Source organism: Bradyrhizobium guangxiense (assembly GCF_004114915.1).
In the GTDB taxonomy this organism is placed as follows: domain Bacteria; phylum Pseudomonadota; class Alphaproteobacteria; order Rhizobiales; family Xanthobacteraceae; genus Bradyrhizobium; species Bradyrhizobium guangxiense.
Genome location: NZ_CP022219.1, coordinates 2,386,217 through 2,402,317 on the forward strand (window position 1 = coordinate 2,386,217; position 16,101 = coordinate 2,402,317).

Genomic DNA, 16,101 nt, shown 5'->3' on the forward strand with positions numbered 1-16,101 from the left:
GAAAGAAAGCGTTTGCGCGGTACTCTTGACGCAAGGGCGCCTGATGGCCCATATGTTCCGCATGAACGGTCTCCTCGCCATTTGCGCCATTTGCCGCGAGATTACGAGCTAGCGATTCGCTGGCTGGAGCCGTCTTTTCTCAAACACATTGAGAGCCTTGGACGCCCGGCCGAGAGGGATGGGTTGTCATGGAATTGCGCCTTTACGATACGCTGAGCAGGGAAAAGCGCACCTTTGTGCCGCTCGATGCGAGCAACGTCCGCATGTATGTGTGCGGACCGACGGTCTATGACTACGCCCATATCGGCAATGCGCGGCCGGTGATCGTGTTCGACGTGCTGTTTCGCTTGCTGCGCCACACCTACGGCGAGGCGCATGTCAAATATGTCCGCAACATCACCGACGTCGACGACAAGATCAACGACCGTGCCGCGCGCGATTTCCCCGGCCTGCCGCTGAACGAGGCAATCCGGAAGGTTACCGAGCAGACCGGCAAGCAGTTTCACGCCGATGTCGATGCGCTGGGCTGCTTGCGGCCGAGCGTCGAGCCGCGCGCGACCGAGCATATCGGCGAGATGCGCGAGATCATCGAGCGCCTGGTCAATGGCGGTTTTGCCTATGTCGCCGAGGATCACGTGCTGTTCTCGCCGCAGGCGATGAACGCCGCCAATTCCTCGCTGCCGCGCTACGGCGCACTGTCCAAGCGCTCGCTCGACGAGATGATCGCGGGTGCGCGCGTCGATGTCGCGCCCTACAAGCATGATGCGACCGACTTCGTGCTGTGGAAGCCGTCCAAGCCCGGCGAGCCGTCATGGCCGTCGCCGGCCGGTATCACGGCCGAGGGGCGCCCGGGTTGGCACATCGAGTGCTCGGCGATGGCATGGAAGCATCTCGGCGAGCATTTCGACATTCATGGCGGCGGTATCGATCTCGTGTTTCCACACCACGAGAACGAGGTCGCGCAGACCTGCTGCGCGTTCCACCGCGAGCGCATGGCGAATTATTGGATGCACAACGGCTTCTTGCAGGTCGAGAGCGAGAAGATGTCGAAGAGCCTCGGCAACTTCATCACCATTCACGAGCTGCTCAGGGATTGGCCGGGTGAGGTGCTGCGCCTGAACATGCTCAAGACGCAGTACCGTTCGCCGATCGATTGGACCATGAAGTCGCTGGAGGAGAGCGCCAAGACGCTCGATGACTGGTATCGCGTTGCAGCCGACGTCGCGCCCGGCAAGCCGGCCGCATCCGTGCTCGATCCGCTGTTCGACGATCTCAACACGCCGCTGGCGATCGCGGCGCTGCATGGCCTGCGCGGCGGCGACGTCAGTGCCCTGGCGGGCTCGTTGCGCCTGCTCGGCTTCCTGTCCGAGAGCGCAGCGCAGTGGGAAGGGCGCAAGCAGCAGGCGAGCGGGGTCGATGCCAAGGAGGTCGAGCGCTTGATCGCCGAGCGGACAGCTGCGCGCGTACGGAAGGACTTTGGGGAGTCCGACCGCATCCGTGATCTGCTCGCCGCGATGGGCATTGCGATCAAGGACTCCAAGGAAGGAACGACGTGGGAGGTCGCGCGATGAAGCGGCCGGACACGCCTTTCCCGCGGCACTGGCTCTATTACATCGCGCTGAAGATCGCGCTGCTCGCGGGTGCCGTGGCGCTGGTGCTCAAGCTCTATGGGATGTGGTGAGGACGATGGGACAGACTTTGCCAAAGCCGGCACTTAGGCCGTTCCTTCCCGATGACCTGCCGGTGCTCGCCGCGATCTTCACCGCCAGCATCGAGGAGCTGACCGGCGACGACTATAGCGAGGCGCAGCAGGAAGCCTGGATGGCAGCCGCGGCGGACGAGGAGTTCGGCAAGCGGCTCGCCTCCGACCTGACGCTGATCGCAACGCTCGAAGGCTCGCCCGTGGGCTTCGCCTCGCTGCGCGGCACCGATCACATCCGTATGCTCTATGTGCATCCGGCCGTCAGCGGGCAGGGCATTGCGACCATGCTGGTCGACGCGCTGGAGAAACTGGCCGGCGGCCGCGGCGCGACGAGCCTGTCGGTCGATGCCAGCGACAACGCGCAGGGCTTCTTCGCCAAGCGCGGCTACACCGCCCAGCAGCGCAACAGCGTCACCATCAACGACGAGTGGCTCGCCAACACCACCATGAAGAAGACGCTCGGAGCGACGCAATGAGCAAGGAGCGCCTTTATCTGTTCGACACCACGCTGCGCGACGGCGCGCAGACCAACGGCGTCGATTTCACTCTGGCCGACAAGCAGGTCATCGCCGCGATGCTAGACGATCTCGGCATCGACTACGTCGAAGGCGGCTATCCCGGCGCCAACCCGCTCGATACTGAGTTCTTCGGCTCTAAGCCCAAGCTCGCCCATGCGCGCTTCACGGCCTTCGGCATGACGCGCCGGGCCGGGCGCTCGGTCTCGAACGATCCCGGTGTGGTCGGACTGTTGGAAGCGAAAGCGGATGCGATCTGCTTCGTGGCAAAGTCCTCGGCCTATCAGGTGCGCGTCGCGCTGGAGACGACGAAGGAGGAAAACCTCGCCTCCATCCGCGACAGCGTCGCGGCCGCGAAGGCCGCCGGTCGCGAGGTCATGCTGGACTGCGAGCATTTCTTCGACGGCTACAAGGAAGATTCGAGTTTTGCGCTCGCTTGCGCAAAAGCCGCCTTCGATGCTGGCGCGCGCTGGGTGGTGCTGTGCGACACCAATGGCGGCACCATGCCTGATGAGGTCGAGGCCATCGTCACCGAAGTGACGAAGCACATCCCCGGCGATCATGTCGGCATTCACGCCCATAACGACACCGAGCAGGCGGTGGCCAATTCGCTCGCCGCAGTGCGTGCCGGCGCGCGGCAGATCCAGGGCACGCTGAACGGTCTCGGCGAGCGCTGCGGCAACGCCAATCTGTGCTCGCTGATTCCGACGCTGAAATTGAAAAGGGAGTTTGCGAACGCCTTCGAGATCGGCGTCACGGCGGAGAAGCTGGCAACGCTCGTCAAGGTGTCGCGTACGCTCGACGACATGCTCAATCGCGTGCCGAACCGGCATGCTCCTTACGTCGGCGAGAGCGCCTTCGTCACCAAGACCGGCATACATGCCTCCGCGGTGCTGAAGGATCCGCAGACCTACGAGCACGTGCTGCCGGAGTCGGTCGGCAATCACCGCAAGGTGCTGGTCTCGGACCAGGCCGGACGTTCCAACGTCATCGCCGAGCTCGACCGTGCCGGCATTCCCTACGAGAAGAGCGATCCGAAGCTGACGCGCCTCGTCGAGGAGTTGAAGGAGCGCGAGGCCGCCGGCTACGCCTATGAGTCCGCGAATGCCTCCTTCGAGCTCCTGGCGCGCCGCACCCTCGGCAAGGTGCCGCATTATTTCGAGGTCGAGCAGTTCGACGTCAATGTCGAGCAGCGCTACAACGCGCTCGGCGAGCGCGTCACCGTGGCGCTCGCGGTGGTCAAGGTCGACGTCGCCGGCGAGCACCTGATCTCGGCCGCCGAAGGCAACGGCCCGGTCAACGCGCTCGACGTTGCCATGCGCAAGGATCTCGGCAAGTACCAGAAATACATCGAGGGCTTGAGGCTGATCGACTACCGGGTGCGTATCCTCAACGGCGGCACCGGCGCGGTTACGCGCGTGCTGATCGAGAGCGAGGACGAGAACGGCGACAGCTGGACCACGGTCGGCGTCTCCCCGAACATCATCGACGCCTCGTTCCAGGCGCTGATGGATTCGGTGATCTACAAGCTGGTGAAGTCGGGGGCGCCGGCGTAACTATCGCGGAGTCATTCCGGGGCGGTCCGCAGCACCGAACCCGGAATCTCGCGATTCCGGGTTCACGCTTCGCGTGCCCCGGAATGACTCAGGGAGGGGGCAAGCATGATCGACCACATTTCCGTCGGCGTCAGCGATCTCGAGCGTGCCGCACGATTCTACGAGGCCACGCTCGCGGCCCTCGGCCTCACGCGTCTCGTCACGCGGCCCCGAACGGTCGGATTCGGCAAGGCCTATCCCGAGTTCTGGATCAATCTGCGCGAGACCATGCCGCGTGTGCCGGCGGAGAGCGGCGTGCACATCTGCCTGCGGGCGAGAACGACCGACGAGGTCGATGCGTTTCATGCCGCAGCTCTCGCGACAGGCGGAGCCTCAGACGGGGCGCCCGGCATCCGCCCGCACGACCGCGTACGCTATTACGCGGCCTTCGTCACCGATCCCGACGGCAACCGCATCGAGGCGGTGACGTTTCCGGCAGACTAAAGCTTGCGCGCCACTTCCGGCGCGAGATCGCGCTGGCTGTCGGGAATCTGCGCAGCCGCGGCGCGCAGCCGCGGGACGATCTCCTCGACCTTGTCCGCCTTCAGGATGTCGACGGTAAGGCCGGCGCGGATGAACTCCGTTTGGCGCATATGGGCCACCAGGGAGAACAGCGGCTCCCAGAAATTGTCGATGTTGGCGAGCAGCACCGGCTTGGCGTGACGGCCGAGTTGCTGCCAGGTCAGCTGCTCGACCAGCTCCTCGAGCGTGCCGAGCCCTCCGGGCAAGGCGACGAAGGCGTCGGAGCGCTCGAACATCAGCCGCTTGCGCTCGTGCATGTCGGGTGTGACGACCATCTCCTGCACCCGCGTCAGCGCGTTCTCGCGCATCCGGAGGAAGTCGGGGATGATGCCGGTGACGGTGCCGCCGTGATCCAGCACGGAGGTTGCGACCGCCCCCATCAGTCCGAGCGAGCCGCCGCCATAGACGAGGCGGATCTTGTTGTCCGCCAGCGCCTTGCCGAGGGCTTTCGCCGCTTCGATGAAGTTGGGATTGGTTCCTGGGCCGGAGCCGCAATAGACACAGACGGTTTTGATCGTGCTCATTGGTGCCATGATGCATTGCAGCGAAGAGGCGTCAAGCCCTTCAGGTGATTCGGATGAGCCGGAAATTTACCGGTAAATGGCGACAAACAATCGAAGATTCGCCATCTGGCGGGGTGCGCTGCCATCGGGAAGGCTCTATATGACAGGCGAAAATCGTAAATCGCGGCGACGCTCGCATCCGGCGGGCTTTCAGGCTTCTTGATGGACCAACCTCAATCGTTCGACGGCGCCGACGTTCCCAATGCTGCCGGCGGCCCGCCGGAACGGGCCACGCTGATGGGCACGCTCGCGCATCTGTGGCCCTATATCTGGCCGGGCGACCGCTTCGACCTGAAGATGCGGGTGGTTTGGTCGCTGGTGCTGCTGCTCGCCGCCAAGCTGATCACGCTCGCGGTACCGTTCAGCTTCAAATGGGCCACGGACGCGCTGACGGGCGCCAACTCGGCGCCGGTCGCGGCCGACAATTGGCAGCTGTGGGTGATCGCCTCGCCGCTATTGCTGACCGCGAGCTACGGCGTGATGCGCATCCTGATGGCGCTGCTGACGCAATGGCGCGACGGCATCTTCGCGCGCGTCGCCATGCACGCGGTGCGCAAGCTCGCCACCATCACCTTCGTCCACATGCACGAGCTGTCGTTGCGCTTTCACCTGGAGCGCAAGACCGGCGGGCTGACGCGCGTGCTCGAGCGCGGCCGCGAGGGGATCGAGGTCATCGTCCGCATGGTGATCCTGCAGCTGATCCCGACCATCGTCGAGGTCTCGCTGCTGATGGCCGTGCTGCTCTGGCAGTTCGACTGGCGCTACGTTGTCGCGACCCTGATCACGGTCGCCGTCTACATGTACTACACCTATATCGCGACCGAATGGCGGATCGGCATCCGCCGCAAGATGAACGATTCCGACACCGAGGCGAACACCAAGGCGATCGACTCGCTGCTCAACTACGAGACTGTGAAATATTTCGGGGCCGAGGCGCGCGAGGCGCAGCGCTACGACAAATCGGTGGAGCGCTACGAGGAAGCGAGCGTCCGCACCTACACCTCGCTCGCGGTGCTCAACACCGGCCAGGCGGTGATCTTCACGCTGGGCCTGACCGCGACCATGTTGATGTGCGCGATCGGCGTACGCAACGGCACAAACACGGTCGGCGATTTCGTGCTGGTCAACGCCATGATGATCCAGCTCTACCAACCGCTGAACTTCATGGGCATGGTCTATCGCGAGATCAAGCAGGCGATCATCGACATCGAGAAGATGTTCAATGTGCTGGGCCGCGAGGCCGAGATCAAGGACGCGCCCGATGCCAAGCCGCTGGTGATCTCCGCCGGCACCGTGCGCTTCGAGGACGTGCGCTTTGCCTATGAGCCGACGCGCCCGATCCTCAAGGGCATCAGCTTCGAGGTGCCGGCCGGCAAGACCGTCGCGATCGTCGGCCCGTCCGGCGCGGGCAAGTCGACCATCTCGCGCCTGCTGTTTCGCCTCTACGACGTCTCCGGCGGCAAGATCCTGATCGACGGCCAGGACATCCGCGCGGTGACGCAGGATTCCCTTCGCGCTGCCATCGGCATGGTGCCGCAGGACACCGTGCTGTTCAACGACACCATCCGCTACAACATCCGCTACGGCCGTTGGGACGCCAGCGATGCCGAAGTCGAAGAGGCGGCGCAACTGGCGCAGATCGACCACTTCATCCGCATGTCGCCCAAGGGTTACGAGACCCAGGTCGGCGAGCGCGGGCTCAAACTGTCGGGCGGCGAGAAGCAGCGCGTCGCAATCGCGCGCACCGTGCTGAAGGCGCCGCCGATCCTGGTGCTGGACGAGGCGACCTCGGCGCTCGATACCCATACCGAACACGAGATCCAGGGCGCGCTCGACCGCGTGGCGAAGAACCGCACCTCGCTGGTGATCGCGCACCGGCTTTCGACCATCGTCGGGGCCGACGAGATCATCGTGCTGGATCAGGGCCGCATCGCCGAGCGGGGGACCCACGCCAAGCTGCTCGCCCATGGCGGCCTCTATGCCAGCATGTGGAACAGGCAGCGCGAGGCCGAGGCGGCGCGGGAGAAGCTGGCCAAGATGGCCGACAGCAAAGAGGCGCCCAACCGGGAGCCGCCGCCCGTCAGCGACGCCCTGACCGCGCCTGCGGCGGCGGAGTGACCTTGTCTCCGGTCCCAACTCTGGCCTAAACAGGCCCGCGCGACGACCCGTGCCATTAACCCCGAGCGGCAGATAGCGATGTCCATTCTCGATTCGATCCAGCGTCAGACCCCGCCGATCCACAAGGAGGGCTATCCCTTCATCGGCGGCTTTGCGCTGGCGAGCCTGATCCTGTTCTGGCTGTGGTCGCCGTTGGGCTGGATCGGTACGATCCTGACGGTGTGGTGCGCGCTGTTCTTCCGCGATCCCGTGCGCGTGACGCCGGTGCGCGAGGGGCTGGTGGTGTCGCCAGCCGACGGCCGCGTTTCGATGATCACCATGGCGCTGCCGCCGGCCGAGCTCGGTCTCGGCGATCGGCCGTTGCCGCGTATCTCGGTGTTCATGAGCGTGTTCAACTGCCACGTGAACCGCAGTCCGATCGCGGGCAGGGTGGATCGGATCGCCTACCGGCCCGGCCTCTTCATCAATGCCGAGCTCGACAAGGCGAGCGAGGACAATGAGCGCAACTCGCTGGTCATCTCGACGCCGACGGCGCGCATCGGCGTGATCCAGATCGCGGGCCTCGTCGCCAAGCGCATCGTCTGCTTCGTCAGGGAAGGCCAGGCGATCGGCGCCGGCGAGCGCTTCGGTCTGATCCGCTTCGGCTCACGGCTCGACGTCTATCTGCCGCTCGGCACTAAGGCGCTGGTCTCGGAAGGGCAGATCGCCATCGCCGGCGAGACCATCTTGGCGGCCCTCGCCGGCGACGACCCGAGCCGCGCCTACCGCGCCAGTTAACGAAAGTCGGCCCGAGGGGCCTTCCGCCGCAATGGCGGAGGGGGATGCGGCTTGCTATATCTCGCCTCGAGGTGAGGACAGCCATGACGCCCTATGACTTCAAATACCCGGATACGCGCCCCCGGCGGTTCCGCCCGATACCGGTGCGGATGCTGGTGCCCAACGTCATCACGCTGCTGGCGATCTGCGCCGGCCTGACCTCGATCCGCCTCTCGATCGAAGGGCGGATCTCGCTCGCCGTCTATGCCATTGTGTTCGCGGCCGCGCTCGACGGTATCGACGGGGGCATCGCGCGCATGATCAAGGGGCAGTCCAAGTTCGGCGCCGAGCTCGACAGCCTCGCCGATTTCGTCAATTTCGGCGTGGCGCCCGGTCTCATGCTGTATTTCTGGCAGCTGCACGAGCTCGGCAATGCCGGCTGGATCGCCGCCATGGTGTTCGCGATTTCCGGCGGCCTGCGCCTGGCCCGCTTCAATGCCACCATGGACGACCCGAACAAGCCCGCCTTCGCGGCCAATTTCTTCACCGGCGTGCCGGCGCCGGCCGGCGCGATCACCGTGCTGCTGCCGATCTATGTCGCCTTCCTCGAGCTCGGCCGCATGCCTGCGGCGGTGACCGCGGCCTATACGCTTCTGATCGCCTTCCTGATGGTGTCGCGCCTGCCGGTGTTCTCCGGCAAGACCAAGCGCATGCGCGTGCCGCCGGAGCTGGTGCTGCCGGCCTTCGTCGCGGTGATCGTCTTCATCGCGCTGCTGATCGCCTATCCCTGGCACGTGCTCTCGATCGGCACGGTGCTCTATCTCCTCGCTTTGCCGCTCGGCTACAAATCCTATCGCGACCAGGCGCGCGCCATGGAAGCCTCTGCTCCTACGGGAGGCGAGGTCGCCTCGCCGCCGTCGGCGCCGACGCTGGCGAACGTGGCGGAGCCGCCGCAGGAGGACCGTCCAGGGCGGCTGCACTGAGCGTTTTTTCGCGGATATCTGCCATGATGGCGCGCTGAGTTGGGTCGAGACCCGATCTCGGCTATATCGCCCTGATGCCGGCGGCATCGCGCAATCAACCGCCGCCAATCTGGGAGAGAACGCCGTGACCAATTCCGCGACCGGGCCGCTGCCCGCTGCCGTCCTCGAAGCGCTGGGCCGCTACGATACGCCGACGATCTGCAATGCCATGGAGATCGTGGCGCCCGAGCGCCGGCTGATCGGCTACACCACCAAGCAACTGGTCTGCCCGTTTCCCGACCTGCCGCCGATCGTCGGCTATGCTCGCACGGTTGCCATCCGCTCGGTGCTGAAGTCCTCGCTTCCCGCCGAGGAACAGTCGAAGCGCCGCATCGAATATTACGAATATGTCGGCACCGGCCATGGTCCGCGCATCTCCGTGATCCAGGACATCGACGGCCCTGACGTCGGCTACGGTGCGTTCTGGGGCGAGGTGCAGAGCAACGTGCACAAGGCGCTCGGCTGCCTCGGCGTCATCACCGACGGCTCGATCCGCGACATTCCGCAATGGGCGCCCGGCTTCCAGGCGCTGGCCGGCTCGATCGGCCCCTCGCACGCCTGGGTGCATGCGGAAAGCTTCGGCGGCGAGGTTCGCGTCGCCGGCATGACCGTGAGGTCGGACGACCTGATTCATGCCGATCAGCACGGCGCCATCGTGATCCCGCTCGACGTCGCGGCCAAGCTGCCCGAGGCTGCCGAGCTCTGCGGCCGCCGCGAGACGCCGATCCTGGAGATCGCCCGCAGTCCCGACTTTTCGCTGGAGAAGCTGAAGGCCGCGCTGAAGCGCTCGGCGGAGATTCACTGAAGCTTACGGCGATGAGGCCGGTCGCGAGCTGCCTTGTTCGGTCAGGAACAGGGCGGCCTGATCCGGCTCTCCGAACACGGCGGCGGCGCATCCGATCAAGGTGAAGCCGCCTGCGAGATCCCACAGCGTGATCTCGTCCGCGCTGCCGGTGCTCTGAATCAATCGCGCGGCGATGACGGCGAAGGCAGCCTCGACAAAGAGCACGGCGCTGAACGCCGGCAGGACGAGCTCCGGCTCGAGCAGATGCAGCGCCAGCACCGCCGGCAACGCCGTGAGAAGACTGAACAGCGTCAACATTGCAAATCGCTCCCGCGATCGAGCAGGCCGCAGCCCATGGGATGATACTGCATCGTCGCCCGTCGCGGATGTGGCGCGGGGCCGCAGTCATGGTTAGCAAAGCGTTGAGATTCCTGACGGCGGTCGGCAAAGCCGGCCGCATTTCGGCGCGCTGCGCCGGTCTGCCGGGCCTGCCCAACTTAACCTTTACGCGGCTTTAAGGGCGGCGCTCTAGGGTTTCCGATGCGGTTCGGGGTTGGGCCGCGCCAGCGGCCAGGACGGCCGTTGTTGCGTACGCGTTGGAGTATCCCATGGATATCATGACGGGCGTTGGGCTCACGGCCGGCATCATCGTCATCACGGCGATGATTTTCATGGGCGGCGACCTTCACATGTTCATCTCCGAACATGCGATGATCATCATCTTCGGCGGCTCGATCTCGGCCACCATGATCCGCTTTCCGCTCTCGGCGCTGCTGCACGGCCTTCCGCTCGGCGCCAAGTTCGCCTTCACCATGAGCCGGCTGTCGGCGCACGACCTCGTCGACGAGCTCGCCCGCATCGCCGAGATCGCGCGCAAGCAGGGCCCGGTCGGCCTCGAAAAGGTCGAGACCGACGAGCCGTTCCTCGCCAAGGGCATCCGCTACGTCGCCGACGGCTACGACCTCGACTTCATCCGAGACAATCTCGAGCGCGACCGCGACAACTTCCTGATGCACCTCGACGAGGGCAGCAAGATCTACCGCGCCATCGGCGATTGCGCTCCGGCCTTCGGCATGATCGGCACCCTGATCGGCATGGTGCAGATGTTCGCCAACATGACCGACCCTTCCAAGCTCGGCCCGTTCATGGCGACCGCGCTGCTCGCGACGCTCTACGGCGCGCTGGTTGCGAACCTGTTCTGTCTGCCGATCGCCGATAAGCTGCATGGCAAGCTGCTTGACGAAGAGACCAACCGCACCCTGATCATCGACGGCATCCTGATGATCCGCGACTCCAAGAGCCCGACGCTCGTGCGCGAAATGCTGCTGGCCTACCTGCCGGAGAAGCATCGTCACGCCGAGGGCGAGCCGGTGCCGGCGTAAGCCGGCCCGCCGGGATTTTCAGCCATGGCCAAGAAGAAACGCGGCGATGCGCATGGCGGCGGTCACGGCTGGGTCGTGACCTTCGCAGACCTCATGGGCTTGATGATGAGCTTCTTCGTCATGCTCGTGGCGTTCTCGACGCAGGACGCCAACAAGCTGAAGATCGTCGCCGGCTCGATGCGCGACGCCTTCGGCGTGCAGAGCGAGGCGCGCTATGCCGGCATCGTCGAGTCCGACGGCCTGCCGACGCGCCCGAGGCTGAAGAACGTCGATCACATCCAGCCCGAGGACGCCTCCAACACCCCGACCCCGGACCAGGAAGACCGCGACAAGACCTCCGGCGCCAAGATCAAGGTCGATCGCAATTTCGCGCTCGCCGCAGCCTCGCTGCGCCAGGCGCTGCAGGACATGCCGGAGCTGACCGAGATGTCCAAGCACATCATGTTCGAGGAGACCAAGCAGGGTCTCAACCTGGAGATCGTCGACCAGGACGGCCGCTCGATGTTCGCCGACGGCTCCAAGGTGCCCTATGACCGCACCCGCCGTCTGGTCGAGAAGCTCGCGATCCCGCTCAAGGCGACGCCGCTGCGCGTCTCCATCGCCGGCCACACCGCGGCCGGCTTCGTGCCGAACCGCAGCGACTACGGCGCCTTCGATCTGTCGGCCGACCGTGCCAATGCCGTGCGTCAGATCCTCGAACGCGAGGGCCTGCCGCCATCGCACATCTTCGCCGTCTCCGGCAAGGCGGACACCCAGCCGCTGTTTCCGGACGATCCTTCGCTCGCGGCCAACCGGCGAGTGACCATCACCCTGATGCGCGAAGATCCGCCGCTGCCGCCCAATCTGAAGCCCTGAGCATGATCCGGGCCCGAAGCGCCGCGTTGGCGTAAAGCGGGCACCGGTTTTCCGACGAGAGCAGGCTCGGACACCAAGGCCTCTTGCGCTACCATCTTACCTGAGGCATGTCGTCGCGCTGGCGATGAGCGTGGCTGCGGCGTCACAGCATCCGTCTCGGCGCCTGCTATGGTGGCGCGGCGATTGACAGGGGCACCGGAAGCGTCAAAAGGCGCCGGATCAATTCCAGGGACGAAACGTTTTCCACCTTCATGACGGCGAGCATCACACAGGCCGAGACCCAGGAAGGGCCGGTCAGATCAGGTTTTTGGGCCCTCACGCTCGGGAGCATCGGCGTCGTTTTCGGCGATATCGGCACCTCGCCGCTCTATGCATTCCACGAAGCTGTCAGGGGCGCGGCCCATGGTGAGCCGGTCTCGCGGGTCATCGTGCTCGGCGTGCTCTCGCTGATCCTGTGGGCGCTCTTGATCGTCGTCACCGCCAAATACGTCCTGCTGCTGCTGCGCGCCGACAATAACGGGGAGGGCGGCACGCTCTCGCTGATGGCGCTCGGCCAGCGCGCCCTCGGGCGGCGGAGCTGGTTCCTGCTGGCCCTCGGCGTGATCGGCGCCTCCATGTTCATCGGCGATTCCATGATCACGCCGGCGATCTCGGTGCTATCGGCGGTCGAAGGCCTGAAGCTCGCAACCCCCGCGTTCGAGCACTACGTCGTGCCGCTCACCGTCCTCATCCTCGCGCTGCTGTTCGCGGTCCAGAGCAAGGGGACCGCGCTGGTCGCCTCGGCCTTCGGGCCGGTGATGGTAGTCTGGTTCACCGTCATCGCGGTGATGGGCGCGGTCCATATCGTCGATGATCCCTCCGTGCTGGCGGCGATCAATCCCTATTACGCGGTGCAGTTCGTGCTGTCGCATGGCACGATCGGCCTCGTGACGCTCGGCGCCGTGTTCCTGGCGGTGACGGGGGGCGAGGCGCTCTACGCCGATCTTGGCCATTTCGGGCGAAAGCCGATCCAGTCGGCCTGGATGTTCTTCGTGCTGCCGGCGCTGTTGATCAACTATTTCGGGCAGGGCGCGCTGGTACTGTCCGACCCCAGCGCGATCGAGCACTCGTTCTATCGCATGGTCCCTGAGCGTCTGGTGCTGCCGCTGGTCGGGCTCGCGACTGCAGCGACCGTGATCGCGAGCCAGGCGGTGATCACAGGTGCCTATTCGCTGGTCTATCAGGCGGTGCAGCTCGGTCTGCTGCCGCGCTTCGAGGTCCGTTATACCTCCGAGGCCCATGCCGGCCAGATCTATCTGCCGCGGGTGAACCGGCTGCTGCTGATCGGCGTGATGCTGCTGGTGCTGCTCTTCCACACCCCCAGCAATCTGGCCTCGGCCTACGGCATCGCGGTCTCCACCACCATGGTCGCCGACGGCATCATGGGCTTCGTCGTGATCTGGAAATTGTGGAACTGGCGCGCTGCCGCCGCTGCCGCCGTGATCATGCCCTTCGTCGTCGTCGATTTGAGTTTCTTCAGCGCCAATCTCTTGAAGCTGCTCGAGGGGGCCTGGGTGCCGCTGCTGTTCGGCGTGGCCATGGCGGGAACGATCTGGACCTGGCGCAAGGGCTCGGGGATTCTGATTCAGAAGACGCGCCGGATCGAGGTGCCGCTGGACGACCTAATCCGCAGCCTCGAGAAACGGCCCCCGCACGTCGTCAAGGGCACCGCGGTGTTTCTGACCAGCGATCCCGCGTTCGTGCCGACCGCGCTGCTGCACAATCTCAAGCACAACAAGGTGCTGCATGAGCACAACGTGATCCTGACCATCGAGACCGCGCAGACGCCGCGGGTCGACCTCGCGGAGCGGTTCCGCATGGAGAAGATCAGCGACAAGTTCTCCAAGGTCCGTCTGCGCTTCGGATTCATGGAGCAGCCGAACGTACCCAAGGCGCTCGCGATCGCGCGCAAGCAGGGCTGGCAGTTCGATATCATGTCCACGTCGTTCTTCGTGTCGCGACGGTCGCTGAAGGCGTCAGCGCAGTCGGGCATGCCGCTGTGGCAGGACCATTTGTTCATTGCGCTGAGCCGGTCCGCGAACGATGCCACCGACTATTTCCAGATTCCCACGGGACGGGTGGTTGAAGTTGGAACCCAGGTCACTATTTGAAGCGCAACTGGCAAGTCTATGCAAATTTCGCATGGCAAGGGCCCGAAATCGGGCTAGGCTATGCCGGTAGCGCAGGACTATAAGCCGCGCGCTCTTCCGCCGTTGTGCAGTGAAGCATTTTAGAGGCCACCGGGCTCTCCCATGACAAGCGACGTAGCAGTTCCCGCCCCGGAAACGGCGGCGGCCAATGGGCATGGCGACGCCCACACCACCGCCGGCTTCGGCGCACTGACGCTCGGCAGTATCGGCGTGGTCTATGGCGATATCGGCACCAGCCCGCTCTACGCGTTTCGCGAAGCAGTGATGGCCGCCTCGGGCGCCGAGGGGGTGCCGACGCCAGCAGCGGTGCTCGGCGTTCTCTCGTTGATCCTGTGGGCGCTGATCGTCGTGGTGACGCTCAAATACGTCGTGATCCTGCTTCGTGCCGACAACAACGGCGAGGGCGGCACGCTTGCATTGATGGCGCTGGCCCAGCGCGCGGTCGGTACCGGCGGGGCGACCATCGTGCTGCTCGGCATCATCTCCGGTGCGCTGTTCTATGGTGACGCAGTGATCACGCCGGCGCTCTCGGTGCTGTCGGCGATCGAGGGCATGAAGGACGTCACCCTGACGTTCGAGCCTTACATCGTGCCGCTAACCGTCGTGATCCTGGCCTGCCTGTTCGCCGTTCAGTCCCGCGGCACGGCCCGCGTTGCCGCCTTTTTCGGCCCGATCATGTGCGTCTGGTTTGCGGTCCTTGCGGCGGCGGCGATCCATCCCATTATCCAGCAGCCGCAGGTGCTGTACGCGCTGAACCCGCTCTACGCCGTGTCCTTCATGCTTCACCACGGCATCATCGGCTTCGTGACGCTGGGCGCCGTGTTCCTAGCGGTCACCGGCGCTGAGGCGCTCTACGCCGACCTCGGCCATTTCGGCAAGCGGCCGATCCAGACCGCCTGGCTGTTCATCGTGCTGCCATCGCTGGCGCTGAATTATCTGGGGCAGGGTGCTCTCGTCCTTGGCGATCCCGGCGCGATCGTAAGCCCGTTCTTCCAGCTCTTCCCGCAAGGCTTTGTTCGCGGCAGCATGGTCGTGCTGGCGACCATGGCGACCGTGATCGCCAGCCAGGCGGTGATCACCGGCGCCTATTCGCTGACGCGGCAGGCGATCCAGCTCGGGCTGCTGCCGCGGTTCGAAATTCGCCATACGTCGGAAGTCCATTCCGGCCAGATCTTCATCCCGCGCATCAACCAATTGCTGCTGGTCTCGGTGGTGTTGCTGGTACTGCTATTCCGCTCCTCCAGTGCGCTGGCCTCGGCCTATGGCATCTCCGTCACGGGCACCATGGTGGTCACCGCGATGATGGGCTTTGTCGTGATCTGGAAGGGCTGGCGGTGGTCGCCGCTCGCCGCCGGCGCGCTGATTGCCCCGTTCCTGTTCCTCGATCTGACCTTCCTGACCGCCAACCTGCTCAAGGTGTTCGAGGGCGGCTGGGTGCCGCTGGCGCTTGGCGCGCTCATGATCATTCTGATGTACACGTGGCGGCGCGGCAGCCGGCTGCTGTTCGAGAAGTCCCGCAAGCTCGAGTTCCCGCTCGCCGATCTCGTGGCGATGCTGGAGAAGCGGCCGCCGCAGCGCGTGCCCGGTACCGCGGTGTTCCTGACCTCGGATCCGCTCAGCGCGCCGACCGCGCTGATGCATAGTCTGAAACACTACAAGGTGCTGCACGAGAAGAACGTCATTCTCACCATCGAGACGGCGCAGACCCCGCGGATCGATCCGTCCGAGCGCGTGAAACTGGAGCAGATCTCGCCGACCTTCTCCAAGGTGACGCTGAAGTTCGGCTTCATGGAATCGCCCAACGTGCCGAAGGCGCTGGCGATCGCCCGCAAGCTCGGCTGGCAGTTCGACATCATGTCGACCTCGTTCTTCCTGTCGCGGAGGGCGCTGAAGCCGGCCGCCCATTCGGGCATGCCGCGCTGGCAGGACCGGCTGTTCATCTCGCTCAGCCGCTCTGCCAACGACGCCACGGACTATTTTCAGATTCCCTCTGGCCGCGTGGTCGAAGTCGGCACCCAGGTGGCGATTTAGGGCCGGAGCCGGCGCGCTGTACTGTCATCGCCCGGCTTTGACCGGGCGATCCAGCCTCCCAGAGGCC

General features: G+C 65.1%; 14 protein-coding genes. 12 read left to right on the forward strand and 2 right to left on the reverse strand.

The window, feature by feature from the left end:
• Positions 1–188: 188 nt before the first annotated feature.
• The 4 genes from cysS to X268_RS11140 all read left to right on the forward strand — a co-directional run bounded on the left by cysS (position 189) and on the right by X268_RS11140 (position 4,256).
• A complete protein-coding gene (cysS, locus tag X268_RS11125; protein WP_128924992.1) occupies positions 189–1,571 on the forward strand; it encodes a cysteine--tRNA ligase in 1,383 nt (460 codons plus the stop codon).
• A 115-nt stretch (positions 1,572–1,686) separates the two neighbouring features.
• Positions 1,687–2,178, forward strand: a complete 492-nt coding sequence (locus tag X268_RS11130) for a GNAT family N-acetyltransferase (RefSeq protein WP_164937662.1) — start codon at positions 1,687–1,689, stop codon at positions 2,176–2,178.
• Positions 2,175–3,773: a citramalate synthase gene (gene cimA / locus X268_RS11135; RefSeq protein WP_128924994.1), complete on the forward strand. Its 1,599-nt coding sequence runs from the start codon at positions 2,175–2,177 to the stop codon at positions 3,771–3,773. Before X268_RS11130 ends, cimA begins: the two co-directional genes overlap by 4 nt.
• A gap of 105 nt (positions 3,774–3,878) precedes the next feature.
• Complete coding sequence (locus tag X268_RS11140) at positions 3,879–4,256, forward strand: VOC family protein (RefSeq protein WP_128924995.1); 378 nt, start codon at positions 3,879–3,881, stop codon at positions 4,254–4,256.
• Here the strand turns inward: X268_RS11140 and X268_RS11145 are convergent.
• Complete coding sequence (locus X268_RS11145) at positions 4,253–4,858, reverse strand: LOG family protein (RefSeq protein WP_164937663.1); 606 nt, start codon at positions 4,856–4,858, stop codon at positions 4,253–4,255. The two genes, X268_RS11140 and X268_RS11145, sit on opposite strands and share 4 nt — an antisense overlap.
• Positions 4,859–5,059: 201 nt before the next feature.
• On the opposite strand from X268_RS11145, the gene X268_RS11150 reads away from it, so the two are divergent.
• From X268_RS11150 to X268_RS11165, 4 genes are all read left to right on the forward strand, one after another.
• Positions 5,060–7,015, forward strand: a complete 1,956-nt coding sequence (locus X268_RS11150; RefSeq protein ID WP_128924997.1) for an ABCB family ABC transporter ATP-binding protein/permease — start codon at positions 5,060–5,062, stop codon at positions 7,013–7,015.
• Between the two features lie 54 nt (positions 7,016–7,069).
• Complete coding sequence (locus X268_RS11155) at positions 7,070–7,792, forward strand: phosphatidylserine decarboxylase (RefSeq protein WP_283818298.1); 723 nt, start codon at positions 7,070–7,072, stop codon at positions 7,790–7,792.
• Positions 7,793–7,875: 83 nt separating this feature from the next.
• Positions 7,876–8,754: a CDP-alcohol phosphatidyltransferase family protein gene (locus tag X268_RS11160; protein WP_128924999.1), complete on the forward strand. Its 879-nt coding sequence runs from the start codon at positions 7,876–7,878 to the stop codon at positions 8,752–8,754.
• A 124-nt stretch (positions 8,755–8,878) separates the two neighbouring features.
• Positions 8,879–9,598: an RraA family protein gene (locus X268_RS11165; protein ID WP_128925000.1), complete on the forward strand. Its 720-nt coding sequence runs from the start codon at positions 8,879–8,881 to the stop codon at positions 9,596–9,598.
• A 3-nt stretch (positions 9,599–9,601) separates the two neighbouring features.
• Here X268_RS11165 and X268_RS11170 read toward each other — a convergent pair whose 3' ends face one another.
• Positions 9,602–9,895: a hypothetical protein gene (locus tag X268_RS11170; RefSeq protein WP_128925001.1), complete on the reverse strand. Its 294-nt coding sequence runs from the start codon at positions 9,893–9,895 to the stop codon at positions 9,602–9,604.
• A gap of 290 nt (positions 9,896–10,185) precedes the next feature.
• Between X268_RS11170 and X268_RS11175 the strand changes: the two genes are divergently transcribed.
• The 4 genes from X268_RS11175 (at position 10,186) to X268_RS11190 (ending at position 16,034) form a co-directional block, all read left to right on the forward strand.
• Positions 10,186–10,959: a motility protein A gene (locus tag X268_RS11175; RefSeq protein ID WP_018645542.1), complete on the forward strand. Its 774-nt coding sequence runs from the start codon at positions 10,186–10,188 to the stop codon at positions 10,957–10,959.
• Positions 10,960–10,983: 24 nt separating this feature from the next.
• Positions 10,984–11,814, forward strand: a complete 831-nt coding sequence (locus tag X268_RS11180; RefSeq protein ID WP_128925002.1) for an OmpA/MotB family protein — start codon at positions 10,984–10,986, stop codon at positions 11,812–11,814.
• A 251-nt stretch (positions 11,815–12,065) separates the two neighbouring features.
• Positions 12,066–13,964, forward strand: coding sequence for a potassium transporter Kup (locus X268_RS11185; protein ID WP_164937664.1), 1,899 nt, complete (start codon positions 12,066–12,068; stop codon positions 13,962–13,964).
• Positions 13,965–14,105: 141 nt separating this feature from the next.
• On the forward strand, positions 14,106–16,034 hold the full coding sequence (locus tag X268_RS11190) for a potassium transporter Kup (RefSeq protein WP_128925004.1): 1,929 nt from the start codon (positions 14,106–14,108) through the stop codon (positions 16,032–16,034).
• The last annotated feature ends 67 nt before the right edge of the window (positions 16,035–16,101 follow it).